At 72.1% G+C, this 18,365-nt stretch carries 17 protein-coding genes; 3 read left to right on the top strand and 14 right to left on the bottom strand.

Features of this window, described 5'->3' with window-relative positions:
- Positions 1 to 27: 27 nt before the first annotated feature.
- Entirely contained in the window at positions 28 to 585 is a 558-nt protein-coding gene (locus LG634_RS21825) for a DUF3995 domain-containing protein (RefSeq protein ID WP_226735590.1), read from the top strand.
- 75 nt (positions 586 to 660) lie between these two features.
- On the opposite strand, the gene LG634_RS21820 is transcribed toward LG634_RS21825, so the two are convergent.
- The 12 genes from LG634_RS21820 to LG634_RS21760 all read right to left on the bottom strand — a co-directional run bounded on the left by LG634_RS21820 (position 661) and on the right by LG634_RS21760 (position 14,361).
- Positions 661 to 1,296 carry a D-glycero-alpha-D-manno-heptose-1,7-bisphosphate 7-phosphatase gene (locus LG634_RS21820; protein WP_226735589.1) on the bottom strand — a complete coding sequence of 212 codons (636 nt, stop codon included), beginning with the start codon at positions 1,294 to 1,296 and terminating at the stop codon, positions 661 to 663.
- Positions 1,283 to 2,263 (bottom strand): NAD-dependent epimerase/dehydratase family protein, encoded by a 981-nt coding sequence (locus LG634_RS21815; RefSeq protein ID WP_226735588.1) that lies wholly within the window; start codon positions 2,261 to 2,263, stop codon positions 1,283 to 1,285. The genes LG634_RS21820 and LG634_RS21815 overlap by 14 nt, the downstream gene beginning before the upstream one ends.
- The gene (gene rfaE2 / locus LG634_RS21810; protein ID WP_372482475.1) at positions 2,260 to 4,170 is read right to left on the bottom strand and encodes a D-glycero-beta-D-manno-heptose 1-phosphate adenylyltransferase; all 1,911 of its coding nucleotides are present in this window, start codon (positions 4,168 to 4,170) and stop codon (positions 2,260 to 2,262) included. Before rfaE2 ends, LG634_RS21815 begins: the two co-directional genes overlap by 4 nt.
- Positions 4,171 to 4,303: 133 nt before the next feature.
- Positions 4,304 to 5,101: an ABC transporter permease gene (locus tag LG634_RS21800; RefSeq protein ID WP_226735587.1), complete on the bottom strand. Its 798-nt coding sequence runs from the start codon at positions 5,099 to 5,101 to the stop codon at positions 4,304 to 4,306.
- Positions 5,094 to 5,888 (bottom strand): ABC transporter permease, encoded by a 795-nt coding sequence (locus tag LG634_RS21795; protein WP_226735586.1) that lies wholly within the window; start codon positions 5,886 to 5,888, stop codon positions 5,094 to 5,096. The genes LG634_RS21800 and LG634_RS21795 overlap by 8 nt, the downstream gene beginning before the upstream one ends.
- Positions 5,881 to 6,858, bottom strand: coding sequence for an ABC transporter ATP-binding protein (locus LG634_RS21790; RefSeq protein ID WP_226735585.1), 978 nt, complete (start codon positions 6,856 to 6,858; stop codon positions 5,881 to 5,883). Before LG634_RS21790 ends, LG634_RS21795 begins: the two co-directional genes overlap by 8 nt.
- 245 nt (positions 6,859 to 7,103) lie before the next feature.
- Positions 7,104 to 8,492: a phenylacetate--CoA ligase family protein gene (locus tag LG634_RS21785; protein ID WP_226735584.1), complete on the bottom strand. Its 1,389-nt coding sequence runs from the start codon at positions 8,490 to 8,492 to the stop codon at positions 7,104 to 7,106.
- Positions 8,493 to 8,642: 150 nt separating this feature from the next.
- Complete coding sequence (locus tag LG634_RS21780) at positions 8,643 to 9,851, bottom strand: ATP-binding protein (RefSeq protein WP_372482477.1); 1,209 nt, start codon at positions 9,849 to 9,851, stop codon at positions 8,643 to 8,645.
- 124 nt (positions 9,852 to 9,975) lie between these two features.
- A complete protein-coding gene (gene cseB, locus LG634_RS21775) occupies positions 9,976 to 10,722 on the bottom strand; it encodes a two-component system response regulator CseB (RefSeq protein WP_226735582.1) in 747 nt (248 codons plus the stop codon).
- 135 nt (positions 10,723 to 10,857) lie between these two features.
- On the bottom strand, positions 10,858 to 11,880 hold the full coding sequence (locus LG634_RS21770) for an endonuclease/exonuclease/phosphatase family protein (RefSeq protein WP_372482474.1): 1,023 nt from the start codon (positions 11,878 to 11,880) through the stop codon (positions 10,858 to 10,860).
- Positions 11,877 to 12,887: a D-alanyl-D-alanine carboxypeptidase family protein gene (locus LG634_RS21765; protein ID WP_226735581.1), complete on the bottom strand. Its 1,011-nt coding sequence runs from the start codon at positions 12,885 to 12,887 to the stop codon at positions 11,877 to 11,879. The genes LG634_RS21770 and LG634_RS21765 overlap by 4 nt, the downstream gene beginning before the upstream one ends.
- Before the next feature lie 547 nt (positions 12,888 to 13,434).
- Complete coding sequence (locus LG634_RS21760) at positions 13,435 to 14,361, bottom strand: hypothetical protein (RefSeq protein WP_226735580.1); 927 nt, start codon at positions 14,359 to 14,361, stop codon at positions 13,435 to 13,437.
- Between the two features lie 451 nt (positions 14,362 to 14,812).
- On the opposite strand from LG634_RS21760, the gene LG634_RS21755 reads away from it, so the two are divergent.
- Entirely contained in the window at positions 14,813 to 15,328 is a 516-nt protein-coding gene (locus tag LG634_RS21755; protein ID WP_226735579.1) for a GNAT family N-acetyltransferase, read from the top strand.
- Positions 15,329 to 15,478: 150 nt separating this feature from the next.
- On the opposite strand, the gene LG634_RS21750 is transcribed toward LG634_RS21755, so the two are convergent.
- Together LG634_RS21750 and LG634_RS21745 are read right to left on the bottom strand one after the other, a co-directional pair.
- Positions 15,479 to 16,447, bottom strand: a complete 969-nt coding sequence (locus LG634_RS21750) for a hypothetical protein (protein ID WP_226735578.1) — start codon at positions 16,445 to 16,447, stop codon at positions 15,479 to 15,481.
- 92 nt (positions 16,448 to 16,539) lie between these two features.
- Positions 16,540 to 17,076 (bottom strand): hypothetical protein, encoded by a 537-nt coding sequence (locus LG634_RS21745; RefSeq protein ID WP_226735577.1) that lies wholly within the window; start codon positions 17,074 to 17,076, stop codon positions 16,540 to 16,542.
- 594 nt (positions 17,077 to 17,670) lie between these two features.
- Here LG634_RS21745 and LG634_RS21740 point away from each other — a divergent pair.
- Positions 17,671 to 18,360 (top strand): hypothetical protein, encoded by a 690-nt coding sequence (locus tag LG634_RS21740; protein ID WP_226735576.1) that lies wholly within the window; start codon positions 17,671 to 17,673, stop codon positions 18,358 to 18,360.
- Positions 18,361 to 18,365: the final 5 nt, after the last annotated feature.

Genomic DNA, 18,365 nt, shown 5'->3' with positions numbered 1-18,365 from the left:
TATGGATGGAGCGACAGGGGTGGTGTCATGAGTGCCTTGACCAGGCTGTTCAGCGGGCCGATGGACCGCGCCGCGGCATCCGGTGCGGCCGGGGCATACGGCGGCGAGAGCGGGCCGGCGGCCGCGGCGCAGCCCGTGAGCGCGTCCGTACGGGCAGCGGCGGCCGCCGCTGCCGGGGCGATGCTGGCCGCGGGGGCGTTGCACGCGGTCTGGGTGTTCACGCCGTGGCCGCTCGCGTCGCGGTCCGAGTTCGCCACGGCCGTGGTGGGCGTCACGGAGTCCGAACTGCCGTCGGGCCCGCTGACGTTCGCCGTCGCCGGCCTGCTGGGCGCCGCGGCCTGCCTGGTGGCCTCCGAGGCCCGGCCCGAGGGACGGTTCGTCAGATCGCCCGTCGCACGGGCCGGCCTGTGGACGGTGACCGGTGTCATGGCGGCCCGCGGCCTCGGCGGACTGGCGGCCTCGGGCCTCGGACTGGGCTCCGCCCCGGCCGAGTTCAGGCGCTGGGACCTGCTGCTGTACTCACCGCTGTGCGTCACCCTGGGCGGCCTCACCGGGTACGTGGCCATGCGCACGCGCCGCCGCTGAGGCGGGCGTCCGGGTCGGCCGGTGTGGTCGTGACGCGGGCGTATGTGCACCGGTGGAAGACGATCCGGCGGAACGTTACGCCCACAGCCTTGGACCTGCGCTCCGTGGGAGCGACCGATGGTGTGCCGCCGCCACGCGGTGGAGCACCTCGGACGTCGTCGCACCGGTCACATCCGGACCGGCATGCCCGTCGACCCGAGCGCCCACCAGCGCCGTACGGGTCCCCGCCCTGCGACCCGCCGCCACGTCGCATGGGGAGTCGCCGACCATCCACGACCGGGTGAGGTCGAGATCGAGGTCGCGGGCAGCCTGGAGGAGCATCCCCGGGGCAGGCTTCCGGCAGCGGCAGACGAGCCGGTACCGGGGCACCCTTCCCTCCGGATGGTGCGGGCAGGCGTGGATCGCATCGAGCCGAATCCCTTGGCGGTCCAGGAGCGCGCGGAGGCGGTCGTGCATCGCGTCGAGCACGGTGGCGTCGAACAGGCCCCGGGCGACCCCGCTCTGGTTGGTGACCACGACCAGGGCGAAGCCCTCCTCCTGAAGGGTGCGCAACGGTGCGCCGATGTCCGGCATGAGGACCAACTCGTCCGGGTGGGCGGGGTAGTGGCGGGGTTCGGTCAGGGTCCCGTCGCGGTCGAGGAACACGGCCTTGCGACGCCGGGGGCGTCCGGCCCCGGGCAGGGCGGGCCGGGCAGATTCAGCGGGCTGCACGGTCGCGGAACATTGCGAACAGCTCTGCTGCGCGCGCTTCGACGGAACCGGCCGACTCCGTCGGTCTGTCGGGCAGGACCTTGTCGATCGCGGTCATGTCCGCACAGGTGAAGTACTGGTAGGCGCCGGGCGCGGGGTTCGGGACGAGTTCCACACGGAACGGTCGGCCGGTGGCCTCGCGGTGCAGGCGGGCGCACCACTGGACGAGGTCGGCGAAGGTGACGGCGCAGCCCGCACCGAGGTTGTAGACCGCGGCCGGCACCGGGAGCCGGGCGGTGGCGAGGCGGACGATGGTCGCGGTAACGGTCTCGACACGGATGTAGTCGCGGGCAGCGGTGAGGGAGTCGTCGAAGACGCGGATGCGCCCCTGCGTCGCAGCCTGCCGGAGGAGCTGGGACAGGATCGAGGCCATGGGGCCCTTGTCGCCTTCGTCGGAGCCGAACACGTTGGTGTAGCGCAGCCCGACCCAGTCGAGTCCGACTCGGTGGCGGGTGCGCATCCGCTGGTCGAGAGCGAGCTTGGAGGCCGCGTAGGGGTTGAGGGGGCCCGAGCAGCGGGTGCGGTCGGCATCGGCGACCTCGGCGATGGGCGTGAGGTGGCGGAGGGCGCCGTAGACGGAATGGGAGGAGGCGTAGACCAGGCGGGTCCGGCCGGTGCGGCAGGCGTCGGCCAGGCGGAGCGGGCCTAGGGTGTTGGCCTCCTCCAGCTCGGGTCCGGCCGGGGCACGCGTGGAGCTGATGCCGGCCTGGTGGACGACGCCGGTGAAGCGGCCGGATGCGATCTCGGCAAGGAGGGCGGCGTCGGCGAAGTCGCCCTGGTGCCATCGGGCTGCGGCCGAGAGGCGGGGTGGGGCGGGACGCAGGTCGACGGCGGTGACCTGGTGGCCGGCTCGGTGGAAGGCGCTCACGGTGTGGCGGCCGATGAACCCGGCCGCCCCCGTGACCAGAACGTGGCTGTCGGGCTTCAACGGGCACCTGCCTGATGGGCGAGCCGGCGGATCCGGGTGGTGGTGGAGTGACCTTCCAGGAAGGGCACGGTGACGACTTCGCCGCCCCAGCTCTCCACGAGGTCGGCTTCGACGATCCGTCGCCCCGCGTAGTCGCCGCCCTTGACCCAGATGTCGGGGCGCAGTTCGGCCAGCACCTTCTCCGGGGTGTCCTCGGTGAAGACGATGACACCGTCGACGCAGTCCAGTGCGGTGAGCAGCGCGGTGCGCTCACGTTCGCCGACGACCGGCCGGTCCGCGCCCTTGAGGCGGCGCACGGAGGCGTCGGAGTTGACGCACACGATCAGGGCGTCGCCCAGGCGGCGGGCCTGGTCCAGCAGGGAGAGGTGCCCGGCGTGCAGGAGGTCGAAGCAGCCGCCGGCCCCGACGACCTTGCCACCGCGTGCCCGCACGCGAGCGGCCGTCTCCAGGGGATCCGGGACGGCGCCTGCGGCCGGGGCGGTCAGGGAGGCGGGGCCGCCGGCCGCGACGTAGCCGGTGGCGGCTTCGACGGCTGAGGCCACGGCGTGGGACGGCAGGCGTCCGGCGGCGAGCGTTACGGCAGCGGTGACCGCCAGCTGGTCGCCGGCTCCGCACGTGTCCCCGGCGGCGGGCCGGGCCGGGACGGCCAAGGGGTGGCCGTTGGCGTCAGCGACCAGGACCGCGCCCTCGCGCCCCCGGGTGATGGCCACCTGCTTGACCGGCCACGCGGCCAGCAACCGGACGGCACGGGCAGTGTCACCCGCGAGGTCGCGAGGCCCGGGGTGCCCGGTGAAGTGCACCGCTTCGTCGGTGTTCGGGACGGCCAGGGCCGTGCCCGGGACCGGAGGAGTGCCCCGGGGATGCGGGTCCCAGACCAGTGGGCGGCCGGCAGCCGCAGCCGTGAGGGCCTCGCGCAGGTCGTCGTGGGAGGTCATGCCGCGCCCGTAATCACAGACCAGCACCGCTGCCGCCGCGTCGAGCCGGACGCGGACCCGGTCGGGCACCGGCCCGAGCGGCAGCGGACCGGGGCTCGTGTCGAAGCGGAGCAGGGTGCGGTCGGCGGCGCGGACCCGGGTCTTGACCGGGGTGCTGCCGCCGGCGGCCAGGTCGATGACCTCGACGTCGGCCTTGTCCAGGAGGGCGCGGAGATGCGCCCCGGGCTGGTCCTGTCCGATGCCGCAGACCAGGGTGACGCGCCAGCCGGGATCGCGGGCGGCGAGGACGGCGGCGAGCCCGGCACCGCCGGCCCGGTCGGTGCTCCGGGCGTCGGCCAGGACGGGGACGGGCGCTTCCGGAGAGATGCGGTCGGCGGTGCCGGTGACGTCGCGGTCCAGGAAGACGTCACCGACGATCACAAGCCGGCGCCGGTCGGCCCGCTCGGCGAGGGGAACCGGCGCGGCGAGGTGGGTGTCGACGGCCGCGCACAGGAGATGCACGGCGACGAGGTGGCATTCCTGGACGGTGGCGACCTCGGGCGCATCCACGCACACGGCCTGGTCGCTCGCGTCGACGAGCGGGCTGGAGGCCTTACCGGTCAGCGCCCAGACGGCGAGACCGAGTTCCCGGCCGGCCTGCGCGGCGGCGAGCACGTTGGGGCTGGTGCCGGAGGTGGACAGCAGGAGCAGGACGTCGCCGGGGCGGCCGTGCGCACGGACCTGCCGGGCGAAGACCTGGTCAGGTCCGTAGTCGTTGGTGATGGCGGTGACCGAGGAGGAGTCGGCGTGCAGCGCGATCGCAGACAGCGGTGCCCGCTCGGCGCGGAAGCGCCCGACGAGCTCTGAGGTCAGGTGCTGGGCCTCGGCCGCCGAGCCGCCGTTGCCCGCGACCAGGAGCCGCCCACCGGCCTCCAGGGCAGTGGCGAGGGCTTTGCCCCAACGGTCCAGAGCCGCAGTGTCGAGGCGATGCAACGCCCCGATCAGGGCATGAACATGGTCTCGGCCCGATTCGGTCACGAGGTGCCTTCCAAAGAGGGGTGGGACAGGGAGGATGTTGAAGACCGGGCGGTGTGCGGCCGCCCGTCCTGGCGTAGGACGTGGGGTGTCAAACCGGCTCGGGCGTGGCGCCGGTGCGGACGCGCCGGGCCTGGAGTCGCAGCAGAAGAGCCGTCGCGAGCAGCCACAGGCCTGCCACGAGCGTCTCGTGCACGACCGCACCCCAGAGCTCACCGGACGTGTCGGTGCCCAGGGCACGCAGAGCATGCAGCCCGGCTCCCAGCGGCAGCGCTTGACCGACCAGGTGGAGGACCCCATGGGGATCGGTGGGAACGACCACGCCGGCGCAGAGCAGGATCAGATAACCGGCGATGTTGAGGACGAGCCCCTCGTCAAGGCCGGACAGGACGAGGGCACAGCAGAACAGGCCCGCGCACAGGCAGCTCAGCGTGGTGAGGAGGACCAGGGGGTACCCCACCGCGACCGCGGCCGTTCCACTCCCGCCCAGGACGGTCGGCCCCAGGACGAGCAGCGCCAGGAGCGAGGCCGCCAGCCCTTCGACGACGTACACCCAGGAGCGAAGCAGCATGACGACGAGCAGCGGCACGTTGCCCAGGCGTAGCCGGTACATGGTTCCCAGGGGCACTTCGGAGGTCACCACGGCCGCGACGTGGCTGGTGACCGCCGCGACCGGGGCGAAGGCGACGGAGCCGACGAACGCGTAGGCCCGCCCGGCGTCTCCGGCGGTGAGCTGCCCGAGAAGGGTGAAGAAGGCGACCTGGAAGACGGTCCTGATGCCGATGCCGGCCGACGCCACGAGTCCGGCAGACGTGATGCGGTAGTCCTTCCACGACAGACGGCAGATCCGCAGGGCTGTGGTGAGCGCGTGGCAGATGGTGTCAGGCAAGTTCAAGGGTCCCTCTGGCTCGGCCGCGGCGCAGCACGGCGTTGAACGCCCACACCCCGCCGGCGAGGTAGAGCACGGTCAGCAGAAGAACTCCCGTCAGGTGGACGGAGGCGGGCGCCCGGCCCTGGGCGGCGTCGTGGACCAGGCCGGCCACGTGATGCAGACTGACAGCCTGGGCCGGCCAACGCAGAGCCGGGGCGAGCATGTCCGGTGGGATGACGATGCCGCCGAGGACGAAGACCGGGTAGCCGAGGGCCTCGATGATGCGCAGGCCCGCCCGGGAGAGGAAGACGACACAGCTCAGGACGAGTCCCATGGCCGCCGCGGAGACCACGGCCGCCACCATGACGAGCGCGGCCGCCGAGGGCCCGGGCAGCTGTGGGTGCAGTCCGAGTACGGGAACGGCGACAGCCGCCGCGGCCAGGGTACGTACGAGCCCCACCGCCGCTACGCCGAGCGTCTTGCCCAGGAGCACCGACAACAGGGACACCGGGCGGACCAGAAGGGCTGCGAGAGTGCCCTGTGCCGCCTCACGGCGAAGCAGCGTTCCCGCTCCCCAGAGGGTGGACGACCACAGGGCGATCATCACGACGCCGCACACGATCTCGGTCGTCCGCTCCGGTCCCAGGTCCGCGCCGCCCCGGGAGACGACGGCCAGCAGCACGACCGGCTGGATCACGGAGACGACCGTCGCGGTCATGACCCGGGTTGTCTCCCGCATCTGGAGGACGGCGGCCCGCCACACCGCCCAGACCTCGGCCTTCGCGACCCGCAGTGCCTCACCCATGGTTCAGTGCCAGTCGTCGCATCACGGCCTCGACCCCGGGCGAGGCGACGTCGATGTCCGCCACCGGATGCCGCCGTACGACCTCGGTCAGCCGGCCGAGCACGGCAGCGTCCCAGGCACCGACCTGGAAGGTGATCCTCCAGCTCTCGTCGTCCTGCTGGATCTGCACGGACGCGTCGGTCAGGAGCACCGCGACGTCATGGGGGGCGATGCCGGGGCCGGACAGCCGCACTTCGGCAGTGAATCCGGCCTGCCGCCGGAACTCGGCGATCGGCAGGTCGTGGGAGACCGTGCCCGCGTCGAGCAGGACGACCCGGCCGGCCAGGCGGTCGATGTCCGTGGGGTAGTGGCTGGTGAGGACGACGGCCGTGCCCGCACGGGCGAGGCGGGCGACGGTGCCGCGGACACGTTCCGCCTCCATGAGGTCGAGGCCGATGGTCGGTTCGTCCAGCATGAGCAGGCAGGGCTGGTTCAGCAGCCCCACGGCCAGATGGAGGCGTTGCCGCATTCCCTTGGAGAACGTCTCGACCCGGCTCTTTGCGCGCTCCGCGAGCCCGACCTCCTCCAGGGCGGCGAGCGCGCGCGTACGCAAGTGCCGGTGAGGACCGGACAGGCCGCCGAAGAACATGATGTTGTCAAGGGCCGACAGGCGGGGGTACAGGCCCCGGTCACCGCCGAACACCACACTGAGGTGACGGCGCGCCCGGCGGCCGTCCCGGGCCAGGTCGATGCCGCAGACACCGGCTCGTCCGGACGATGGCAGGAGCAACGTCGAGAGGATCTTCAAAAGCGTGGTCTTGCCCGCACCGTTGTCTCCGAGCAGTCCCACGATCTCACCGGCTCGTACGGTGAAGCCGACCCCGCGCAGTGCCTCGACGGGAGCGGGCCCCGGAAAGGTCCTGCGGAGGTCCTCCGCCCGCAATACCTCTCCGTCCGGTTGGCACGGCCCCACAGCGGTCCTCGCTTTCATCACCTCGTCGTACTCCGGCCGGTCCGGTAGGGGACCGGACCCCGCCCTCGGAAGGGCGTGGCACCGGCCGGCTCGGGGCCCCGCATCAACGGACGGAGCCCCGAGCGATCTGCTAGATCACGCCGTCAGGGCGAAGGAACTGCTGGATCTGCGCAATGCGCTCTTCCTTGGTCATGTCGGTCACCTCCTCCCCTGATCGGACAACGGGTTCTCCGCGGCGCGGGGGGCGTCTTCGCACCCCCCGGTCAGGCCCTGCTCGAAAGCCGGGAAGCGCCGGTGAGAAAGCTGACGAAGTCGACGTCCTTGCGTCGGCCGGCGTCATGGAAGCCGCCGTCGCCGACCGTACGGACCCGGCACCGGATGCCGCTGTCGCTGCTGCCGAGAACGTCCTCGAGGTTGCGCGTCAGCTCCGCAGAGTCCGCAGCGGTGAACGACGGGGCCGGTGCCACCAGTACGGTCACGGAGAAGTCCGCCTCCTGCACGATCTGGTAGCGCCGGACCGGGTGACGGCGAACCGCCCGCGCAGCCCAGAGCACGGGAAGAACCGTCCCGTCAGGCCGCCGCAGTTCGCCGGGGTTGCGGCCTTCCACCAGGTCCATCACCTTGTGGGGGAGCCCGCAGCCGCACGGGGCGGACGCCAGCGAACCGAAGTCACCGGTCCTGTAGCGGATCAGGGGCATCGCCCGATTGATCAGATCGGTGATCACGATCTCCCCGGTGCGGCCCTCCGGCAGCGGCACTCCGTCGTCGTCGACGATCTCCAGCCAGAGCCGCTCCGACTCGACGTGGTAGGAGCCGGCCTCGCATTGCACCGCAATGGTGCCGACCTCCTTCATCGCGTACATGTCGGTCACAGGCCGGCCGAAGAACTCCGCAAGCGCTTCCCGGGCACCGGGGACGAGAAGTTCACCGCAGGTCACGACGGACCTGACCCCCGGCAGCGGTCCGCCGTGTGAGCGCAGCAGCTCCATGAAGTCCACGAGGCTGCGCGGCGTTCCCGCCAGGACTTCGGGGCGGAAGCCTCTGGCGCGCTCGGCGAACGTGGCGTGATCGGACGCCCCGCACCCCGCAAGACCGAACTGCGCGACTCGCGTGAACCCCGTCCCGGGAGAGGTGAACTCACCCCAGCGATCCATCCGCGTGAGACACGGCATCAGCACCTTGCGGTCGAACGCCTTGCCCTGCCGCTGGTTCCTGACGAGCGCGGTGGCCCATTCGTGGACCAGAGCGTCGTTGTGGCGGACCATCCGCAACGGCACACCGCTGGTCCCCGACGTCTCCAGAACCCGGCACGTCGTCGGATCGATGGCGTCGTCGCAATGGTCGACCATGCCCTCGGCCAGCTCGGCCTTCCTCACGGTCGGGAACGCAGAAAGCAACTGCCAGGGATCCACCGTGTCATCGGCCGTGATCCCCGTCCGCCGGTACGCGGGGACGGAATCGAGTGCGTGTCGAAGCACTGCGGCCAGGCGCTCGCCCTGCAGGTCCCGGAGTCCCCGGGGCCGGCCCGCGAGCTCGGAGTACCGCTCGTACTCCGCGTGCACCTGTGGGAAGAGCAACCCCTCATGGATCAACTGCGACCGCCAGTGCCGCTCGTCCTCTGACTCCGCCATCGGATCGAATCGCTGCCGCAACGCCCCACCGCCTCCGCTCCGCGCCTGTGCCCGACGCCCGTGCCGTACGCCAGGCGGCCCAGTCTCCGGGCGGCCTCTTGCGTCGCGCTGACGTTTCGCTAACGCGTCGCCGCTGGTCAGCGACTCGATCGACCCTCTGTTCCCCGCCGATCAGCCCTCGTCGGTGGGCTCGGCTGCGGTCTCCTCCGGCAGGATCAGTGTGGCGATCGCCCCGCCATCCGGGGCGTTGGCCAGTTCCAGTCGTGCGCCGATCACCCGGGCCTGGCCCGTGGCGATGGTCAGTCCCAGCCCGTGTCCGTGTCCGCGTTCGGCCGACCCCGTGCGGAAGCGCTGCGGGCCGTGTTCCAGGATCTCCGCGGGAAATCCGGGCCCGTTGTCCCGCACCACCACTCGGGTGCCCTGGACGGTGACCCGGACCGGGGCGCCGCCGTGGCGGTGGGCGTTGACCACCAGGTTGGTGACGATGCGGTCCAGCCGGCGCGGGTCCGTGCGCACGACCGGCTCGCCGGTCACGTCCACCCGGGCGTCCACCCCGGCCCGCCGTACCGAGTCCGTGACCAGCTCGCCGAGCGGCACCGGATACGCCTCGAGCTGCTCCGTGCCCGTGTCGAGCCGTGAGACTTCCAGGAGGTCGTCGATCAGGTGGCGCAGGACCTGCACCCGGCCTTGTACCAGGTCGGTCGCCTCGCTTTCCGGCAGCAGGGAGGCCGCGGTGACCAGGCCGGTCAGGGGGGTGCGCAGCTCGTGTGCCACGTCGGCCGTGAAGCGCTGCTCGTTGTGCAGCCGCTCCTGGAGGGCGTCCGCCATGTGGTCGACGGCCGCGGAGATCTCTCCGATCTCGTCCTTCCCGGCCCGTCCGCCGGTGCGTGCGTCCAGCTCGCCGTGCCGGATGCGCCGTGCCGTCCCTGCAACGCGGCGCAGTCGGCGCAGGACGAGTTCGGCGGCGAGCAGCGTCGTCGGGACCACGACGGCGAGGGTGGCCAGAGCGGCGTAGCGCATGTGCCGGTCGAGGGCCTTGCGGCTCAGGTCGTCGATGGTCATGTCGACGGACACCCCCAGCGGCTGTCCGTCGGCCATCTGCCCGGCCCACATCCGGATACGCATCGGATTGCGGTCGTCGTACCAGGTCACCGGGCCGGTGCCGGTGCCGGTGCCGGCTGCGATCCGGGCGAGCAGGGGGTCGGGCAGTTCGTTGCCGACGTAGTACGCGGGGGGCTCGCCGGAGGTCTCGCCGCCCCGCCGGTCCGCGTGAAAGCGGGTTTCCTCCAGGCCGAGTTCCCGCAGGGCGTTGCTGCGCGCGATCCCCAGGGACCGTGTCTCCGTGGTCCGGTGCACCAGTACGCCCATGCCGAGCGCCATCGTGAGCGTGGCGAGCGTGACGGCTGCCACGACCTTCCAGCGCAGCGAGCGCGGATCGGCCAGGCGCAGGGCGATGCGGGCCGCGCGCGGGGACGCCGCGTCGTTGCCCGGTCCGTTCCCCATGTCAGCGCCGGAACCGGTAGCCGTGACCGCGCACGGTGTCGATGTGGTCCGCGCCGATCTTCTTGCGCAGCCGCTGGACGCTGAGGTCGACGACGCGGGAGTCGCCCTCCCACCCGTAGTCCCACACCTCGCGCAGCAGTTGCTGCCGCGACAGCGCCACCCCCGGCGCGGCCACGAACTGCAGGAGCAGGCGCAGTTCGGTCGGGGTGAGGGCGACCGGTTCGCCGTCGCGGCGCACTTCCAGGGCCAGGGTGTCCACCGTCAGATCGCGGAAGGCCCGTACGTTGTCCTGTGCCGCAGGTGCGGCCGGGTCTGCGGTGAAGTCGGCGCGCCGCAGCAGGGTGCGGATACGGGCGACCAGGACGGTCGTGTCGACGGGCTTGACCACGTAGTCGTCCGCACCCGCTTCCAGGCCCGCCACCACGTCCAGGGAGTCGCCGCGCGCCGACATCATCAGGATCGGTGCCTGGCTGGTCTCCCGGATCCGGCGGCACAGCCCGATGCCGTCCAGGTGCGGCAGCATGACGTCCAGGATCAGCAGGTCGTGGCCGCCCTCGCGGAAAGCCTCCAGGCCCGACAGCCCGTCGGGTGCGGTCGACACCCGGTAGCCGTACCGCTCGAGGACCAGGCCGACGGACCGGCGGATCACCTCGTCGTCCTCCACCAGCAGGACGTGGACCGGCTCGGGGCCCCGGTCTTCGCGGGCGGCGGACTTGCCCGTGGCGGGGGCGGGGGCGTGCTCTGGCATGGTGTCACCTGGTGTTCGTTTCGTAGGGGGATTGCTACGCCGCAGGTGGGCGTCCCACCGGCACCGACGGTAGCGGCTCGGCGCGGCGGGCACGAAGCAGCACGGTCGGCCGGGCCGTCCCGGCGCGGCAGCGGCTCACAGCCGCACCGAGGCCGCGACCGGCAGGTGGTCGCTGCCGGTGCGCGGCAGGGTCCAGGCCGAGACGGGCGTGAGGCCCTTGACGAGGATCTGGTCGATCCGGACCAGCGGGAACGAGGCCGGCCAGCTGAGACCGAGGCCCGCGCCCGCCTCGGACTGGGCCGAGCGCATCCCCGCCACGACGCCGGCCAGCGCGCGGTCGTCGGTGGTGCCGTTGAAGTCGCCGACGACCATGACCCGGGGCAGCGGCTCGGCCCGCACCGCCTCCGCGAGCTTGTCCGCCGCGTCGTTGCGCCGTCCGGTGCCGAAGCCGGACGCAGGGTGGACGCGGACCGAGGCGAGGTGCGCGCTGTAGAGGGCGAGCGGGCCTCGGGGGGTGTCGACGGTGGCCCGCATGGCCCGGACCCACGGCATGATCATGACCGGCTGTGCGTCGCGCAGCGGGTACCGGCTCCATATCCCGACGGTGCCCTGCACGGAATGGTGCGGGTAGGCGGCGGCCAGTTCCTCCGTGTAGGTCTCCGCCGAGCGCGACATCTCCTGCAGGGCGATGACGTCGGCGCCGGAGGCGGCCAGGGTACGGGCCGTGCCACGCGGGTCCCGGTTGTCCGCGTCGATGTTGTGGCTGATCACGGTCAGGTCGCCGCCGGATCCGGTCTTGTCCAGGAACATGCCGCCGAACATCGACGTCCACACCAGGGCCGGCAGCAGCACCGCCAGTGCGGCCTTCGCCGAGCGGCGCAGCGCCGCGAGGGCCAGCAGTGCGGGCACGGCCAGGCCGAGCCAGGGCAGGAAGGTCTCCAGGAGGCTGCCGATGTTGCCGGGCTCGTTGGGCACGAGCGAGTGCCCGAGCATCAGCAGCGCGAGGGCCACTGCGGCGGCGACGGGAATCCACCCGGCCCACCGGGTGCCGGAACGGGGACGGGAGTCGGGCTGCTCCGCACCCGGGGCGGGCGCGGGGGCCGACGGCACGGGTGCGACAGACGCCTCGGGGCGCGAGCCGGGATGCAGGGCGCTCACGACAGACCCCCCTCACCGCTGCGGCCGGCCCGTTCGCCGTCGAGTGCCGCGGGCAGCCGAGCGCGCAGCGCCTCGATGAGCTCACCGCTGCGCTCCAGGGCGGCCGTCATGCCCTCGTTCGGGGTGGTGTTCGCCCGCTGGGCGAGGGTCACCCCGACGGCGAGGCGGTCCTTGCCGCCCGCCCTCACCTCGGCAGCCCACATCAGATTGCCTCCCGCGGGCGTGGTCGAGCCGGTCTTCAACCCGACGACGCCGCGCCGCTCCAGCAGCTTGTTGGTGTTGACGACCGGGCCGGAGATGCCCGGTACGGTCGTCTCGCGCGTACCGACGACCTGGCGCAGCACCGGCTGCTCCATGGCCGCCCTGGCCAGCTTCAGCTGGTCGTCCGCGGTGCTGCGGGTGCTCTGCTCTATGCCGCTGGCCCCGGTGTACGTCGTGGCGGCCATCCCGAGGTCTTTCGCTGCCCGGTTCATCTTCCGGACGAACGCCTCCTGGGAGCCGCCGTCCCAGCGGGCGAGGAGCCGGGCGACGTTGTTGCCCGACCGGAGCATCAGCAGTTCCAGCATCTGGCGCTGGGTCAGGCTCTGCCCCTCGCGCAGTGGCACGGTCGACTCGCTCAGAGAATGCGACTCCTGCGCCGCCGTCGCGTCAACGGTGATCCTCGGGCCCTGCTCACCGCCCTTGAGCGGATGCTCCCGCAGGATCACGTACGCGGTCATCACCTTCGCGACACTGGCAATCGGAACGGGTGCAGCCCCGCCCCGACTGCCGAGCGAGCCGAGACCCTCCACGGCGATGCTCGTCTGACCCTCGCCGGGCCACGGAAGATCGATCCTGCCGGCGATCGCCGCGAGGTCCCCCATCGTGGCGGCGGCCGCAGTGCCCCGGTCACCGGCCAGGCCGAGACCGGCATACGCACCGCCGCCGAGCACCACCGCCAGCGCCAGCGCACCGCACACCACACGCCTCCCGGGGACCCGGGCCCCCAGCGTCTTCCTCGTCTTCATCACCACTCCACCTCTCCACCGCCGGCCGCACGGCAATCCGTGCACGGCCCACAGCCTGGAAGAGCGCCGCATCACCACGATCAGAACCCCGCATCCGAGGACACTCGGTCTTGTGTCGATCCTGTATCGGCCCCCATGACGACGCGCTGCCGGCCGTCGTAACTCAGCTTGATCCAGCGGCCGCCCGGCGCATCGATCCGCACCACGGGCCCCGGTTGCCGTCCAGCCGGGTCAGCCGCACCTTGTTGCCGAAGCGGTCACGGATCTCGCTCATCGGCCGGTACTGGGGGACACCCGAACGGTGCCGTCGCGGAACCTGAGCTCGCACTCCTTCCTGTCCCGGTTGACGATCTTCGCGCCGCGGAACCCGTTCTTTGGCGAAGGCTGACCGATCCACGGTGTGTCCGCGGTCGACGACCGCTCTGTGCGCCGGCGCATCACGTCGAAGACGGGATCACCGAGTGGCCGTGGCAGCACCACTCCGGCGGCCGTGACCGAGCTGCTCGGGCTGATCCCCGGCGTTGCGGCGCGCCCGCTGCCGGAACCGCTACCGGGCCCGTGCGTTGGGCTTCTCCCCGTCCTGGGCCTGCTGGGCTCGGGTGGCGATCATCTGGGCCAGCGATTCGAGCGTTCTGACTTCGTAGTCGTCGTTGCTGCCGCGCTCGGACACGTAGACGACGACGGTGCCCACCCGGGCGTACGCCTGCCCCTCCCCCGCTGAGAACTCGACGGCCGAGGACTCCTGGCCGAGGGCTGGTATGGACAGCAGCTTTCCACCCAGATCCTCCCGGATCATCTCGCGGTAGATCCGCCGTGCGTCGGCGGCCGACGCACAGGCGGCCACACCGAAGCCGGCCGACTGGTCGGACTGGTTGCGGAAGGATGACTGGGCGAGGCTCAGGATCCCTTGGCACTTGTCGGGCGACTCGTCGCAGGCTGTGACGGCCGGCTCGGATCGGATCGTCCAGCCGGCGGGCATGCTGTGCAGGTCGGGCGTGATCGCCTTGACCGCCTCGGGGTCCTTGAGGACGGTGACCTTGTGCCCTGATCCGTCCGACAGCGGACCGTCGTCGCCGACCGGACCGGACAGCCCGTAGATCGCCAGGGCCAGTACGACGGCCACCACGACGAGGACCAGGCGCGCGATCGGGCCGCCCTTGCGGATCGTGGGGCTGGTGGGCGGCGCGGTCGGCACGGGCGGGACCAGCAGGCTCGCGAGGTGGGCGGCGAACGCCGGGTCCTCGGCCAGCACCTCTGCCAGCTTCTCGCGCAGCCGTGCGCGGGCGTCGGGGTCGTCCGGTGCCTGCTCGACCGCCGACACGGTCTCCACCCCCTGCCGCACGCCGCTCAGTCGGCCCCGCACCAGCTCGACCGCCATCGTGCCCACCGCCCCGCCGGCCCCGCTGACCGCGGCCCCGGCCGCCCGTGCCACCGCGTCCACCGCCGCGGCCGCCAGCTCCACCCCACCGGCCATGCCGTATCCCCCAGGCCTCTGAAGTTCTCCAACCAGTCATGCGCGTAGGTGAGTTGACTTCCTGTGCAAGTCAAAAAGCAACCCCCGTGACGGGTGGGGGAGCGGAGGAAACGGTCAGCAGCCGAAGATGACGGGCCGAAACAGGAGCCGGTCGAGCGTCGTGGCCGGGTGCAGCACGTACCAGACATCGCCCCGAGGGGCCCGGGCTATGTGGAGTGCCGGCGGCCCCGCGCCAGAGGGCAAGGGCCGCCGGGCGTGGATCAGGTCGCCTTGGCCGGCGTGGAGAGTTGGAACATCAGCGCCCACATCACCGTGAGGGCGGCGACGACGTACCAGACGCTGCCCGCGAAGGCATCCCTCACGGTGGTGCCGCGGCTGCCCGCGGGGGCCCTGATGGTGGCTGAGAGTGGACACCGTCTGCTTCTCGTGCGCGGGATGACAGACTGCACAGATGATCGAAGATCTTCCCGCCGGCCTGAGGGCCCGGCACCTTGCCGACGAGGACCATCTCCGCGTGCTGGGCGTACTGGACATGTGGTGGGACGGCCTGAAGGGGGAAGCAGGAGCGACGGAGCGTGCGCTGCTTCTGCCCCGGCTGTACTTCCAGCACTTCACCACCACCAGTTTCCTGGTTGAACGAAGTGACGGAAAGGTGGCCGCCTTCCTGGTCGGCTTCCTGTCGCAGACAGAGCCCGAGACCGCCTATGTCCACTTCGTCGGCGTGGACCCGGCGCTGCACGGGCAGGGCGTCGGGCGTGGCCTCTACCGGGCCTTCTTCGCACTCGCCCGGTCCCACGGCCGCCGTTACGTCCACTGCATCACCAGCCCGGAGAACACTGCGTCGCAGGCATTTCACACCCGGCTCGGCTTCACGGCCTCGGCTGTGAAGCCGGACTACGACGGCCCCGGACTCGACCGGGTGGCGTTCACCATCGACCTCTCCGCAGATCCGGTGGAAATCCCCTGACTTGATCTTCAACACCCGAGGCGGGGTTCGTCGTACGCGGAGTGGCCCCGCTGCCTCGCCCGCGCATACGGCCACGCGGCGGCCGTGCGCCACACCTCGGCTTCTCCGCTGTGCGCACCCGTGATCCGCGGGACACGGTTCGGACCGGTGCTAACCGGTCGCGAGGGCCTCGGTGGCGTTGCGGACCGAGGTGTCGACGGCGCGGCGGTCCGCTTCCAGCTCCGCCAGGTGCGCCCGGACGTACCCCTGCTGCAGGCGGGTCTCGGCAGCATGCCAGACCTCGGCGACCCGCAGGGCGCCACGGCAGGAGGTGTCGGCGACGGCGGTGGACGTCTCCAGGAGCGTGACGGGGTGCGGCTTGCGGCCGAAGCGCTCGTCGTCGAACAGCGCGACCGGATCCTTGTACGTGAAGCCCTTGCCCTTCATGCAGGCCGACCAGCGGGCGAACACCGCTTTGACCGCAGGGTCCTTGAGGGACTCGTGGAAGGACCGGCCGAACAGACCGGAGGCCAGGGCCGTGGCGCCGTAGGTTTCCGTGCCCAGGCGCCGGCGCGCCTCGCCGAAGCAGCCGTCCTTGGGGATCTTCCGGCCGCGGAAGGTGCCGGCCCGCACCTCCGGACCCGCACCGGCCAGCACCTCCGGGGGCAGACCACTGCCCCCGAGGACCACCTCGACGTCCGGGGAGCGCCGGGGCGCGGCGTCCGCGGTGCGCAGCGCCTGCTCGTAGCGGGCGACCTGGGCCGGGTCCGGCTGGAATCCGCGGGTGGCGGCGGCCGCCGCGTCGTGGATCCCGTACCGCCAGTCCATCTCGTTGCGCGGGCCGACCACGGGCAGTTCGGCCGGCGGGGCCCATCGCAGACCGAAGTCCTTCATGCAGGTGCGGACCAGTGTGCGTTCGGCCGCCACCAGGGTGCTGCGCTGCTCCTTCGTGGGCCGGTAGGCCATCAGGGGCAGCGTCCAGCCGGAAGGATCGCTGGGCTGCCGCTCTGCGCCGGCACTGGGTGACGGCCCGGCGGCCACGGCCTGTCCGTCCTGTCCCGCCGAGCAGCCCGTCGTGGCGAACAGGGCGGCCAGGCCCGCGGCCAGGAAGGTGGTGGTCCGGCGGCGGCTACGGGGCATGGCGCATTCCTTCGTGGCGGGGCGGGGGAGGGCGATGGGAGAACACCGGTCCGGCGCCGCCGGGGCGCCGGACCGGAGGGTGGGCGTACGGCTCAGACGCGGGTGCAGTTCGCGAACTGGATGGACCGGTTGTTGTTCCGGGTGGGACCCAGGTCGTGTCCGGAGCGCGGCGAGTACGTGTCGAACTTGCCGCTGGACGCGCCCGAGTAGCCCGCGTAGTAGTAGACGGTCGCGCAGTAGCCCTCGTACCAGTTGTAGGCGGAGGCCGCGTTGTTCGCGACGATCTGGCCCAGACCGTCGTTGGGTCCGCCGCAGAAGTACAGCGGGTTCGAGGTGGAACCGTTGGAGACCGACTTCAGGTCCCAGATGTTCTTGCCGATGTTGATCCACGCGCCGCCGTAACCGGGCCGGTAGTAGAAGCGGAAACGGAACTCCTCGGACTGCGGCGAGCACTGCTCCGAAACGCCGAACTGCGTGTTGTACGCGTTGCGCTGCTCGTACGGCTGGTCGTAGAGCGGGTTGCCCTCGGCCAGCGCGGAGCCCGCCGTGCCCAGGGCGCTCGCCGCCATCAGGCCCGCCACGACGGCGGTGCGGACGCGGTTGCGACGTTTGTGGGGAGAGGTCTTCATGGGGACTCCTGAGGTCGTGGCCGCACCCGGACGCCCCGCGGCAGATGGCCGCCGGCAGTCCGGTGCGCAGGGGAAGGGGAGAGGGGACGTCCGGAGACCGCGGCGGGCCGCTGCCGGACAGCCCGCACTCTAGGGCCGCTCACGCGCCGTCCCGCTGTCCCAGCCGTCTCAGGGACATCCCGGGACCGGTGGTACCGCTCTCGGCGGGGGCTTCCCGGCCGGGCCGGGGACCCTGCGCAGGACACCGCGCAGGAACCCGCCGGGCCCTTCCCGAGACGCCGGGCCGAGACGCCGGGAGCTGCGACGTTCAGGTGCTTTATGCGTCAACTGACGGGAGGGCGCGCTGGATCGCGGCCAGATCCACTTGCCGCTCTCCCCGACCGGAGAGACGATGAAGATGAGCTCCGGCCCAGGGCCGGGCCCCGGATCTTCCCGGTGGCGCCGGGCGGCCCGAACGCCTCACGCAACCGGTCCCGTGATCTGCATTCGCTCTCTTGCGACGCCCACTTGGGGGCCCGGATGGCGAGAATTCCGCGTGGTGCAGTCGATGCCCGCGGCCGTCAGGCAGTGCTGCACGATCACGAGGGTGCACTGATGGCACTGGACCTGGAGAACGGCGCACTGCTGTGGAGGCACGGGCCCGGCCTGCGACCGTGCGCGCTGCTCGCCGGCTCGGTCGTGACGCTGAGGATCGTCCCGTCGCCGGTGCTCACGGTCGTGGTGCTCGACGCCGTGACCGGCAAGGACCGCTGGACTTCGGAGCCGGTCGACCTCCCGCCGTGGGCACGCTGCACCCTCGACGACACCCGCGAGTTCACCCTGCGGACCGAGGAAGGGGACGACGCAGTGGTGCTCCGCTGGGTCGCCCGTACCTGGTACCGCGGGGGCGCCGCCCCGAGCACAGCCGTCCTGGAGGACTCCCGGCGCACGGCGCACGGAGCCCTGAGGGTCACGCTGGCAGGCGCTGGCTCCCCTTCGCTGGAAGTCCTCCCCGCGGCGACAGCCGGGGCAGAGGCATGGGCGGAAGCGGGGGCGGAGGCAGCGGGGGTCCCGCAGGCGGCCGGCGCAGATGTACCACCCTCCGTACCACCGGCGGCTTCCTCCGATCGACAGCCGTCCGTACTGGACCAGAGCCTGGTCGGCGACAAACGCATGCAGCTCCTCCTGCACCCCGGCTCCGGCGCCGTCGTCCTCAGGGCCGCACATGCCCGCACCGGCACGCTCGCCTGGGAGGTGGAACTGGACCGCGAGACCACGAGGCGGGCACCCAGGCTCCGGCCTTAGACACG

It is taken from the genome of Streptomyces bambusae (assembly GCF_020532645.1).
Taxonomy (GTDB): Bacteria; Actinomycetota; Actinomycetes; order Streptomycetales; family Streptomycetaceae; genus Streptomyces; species Streptomyces bambusae.
The sequence above is the reverse complement of the archived record's forward strand: the minus strand, read 5'-3'. Positions and strand labels throughout refer to the sequence as shown.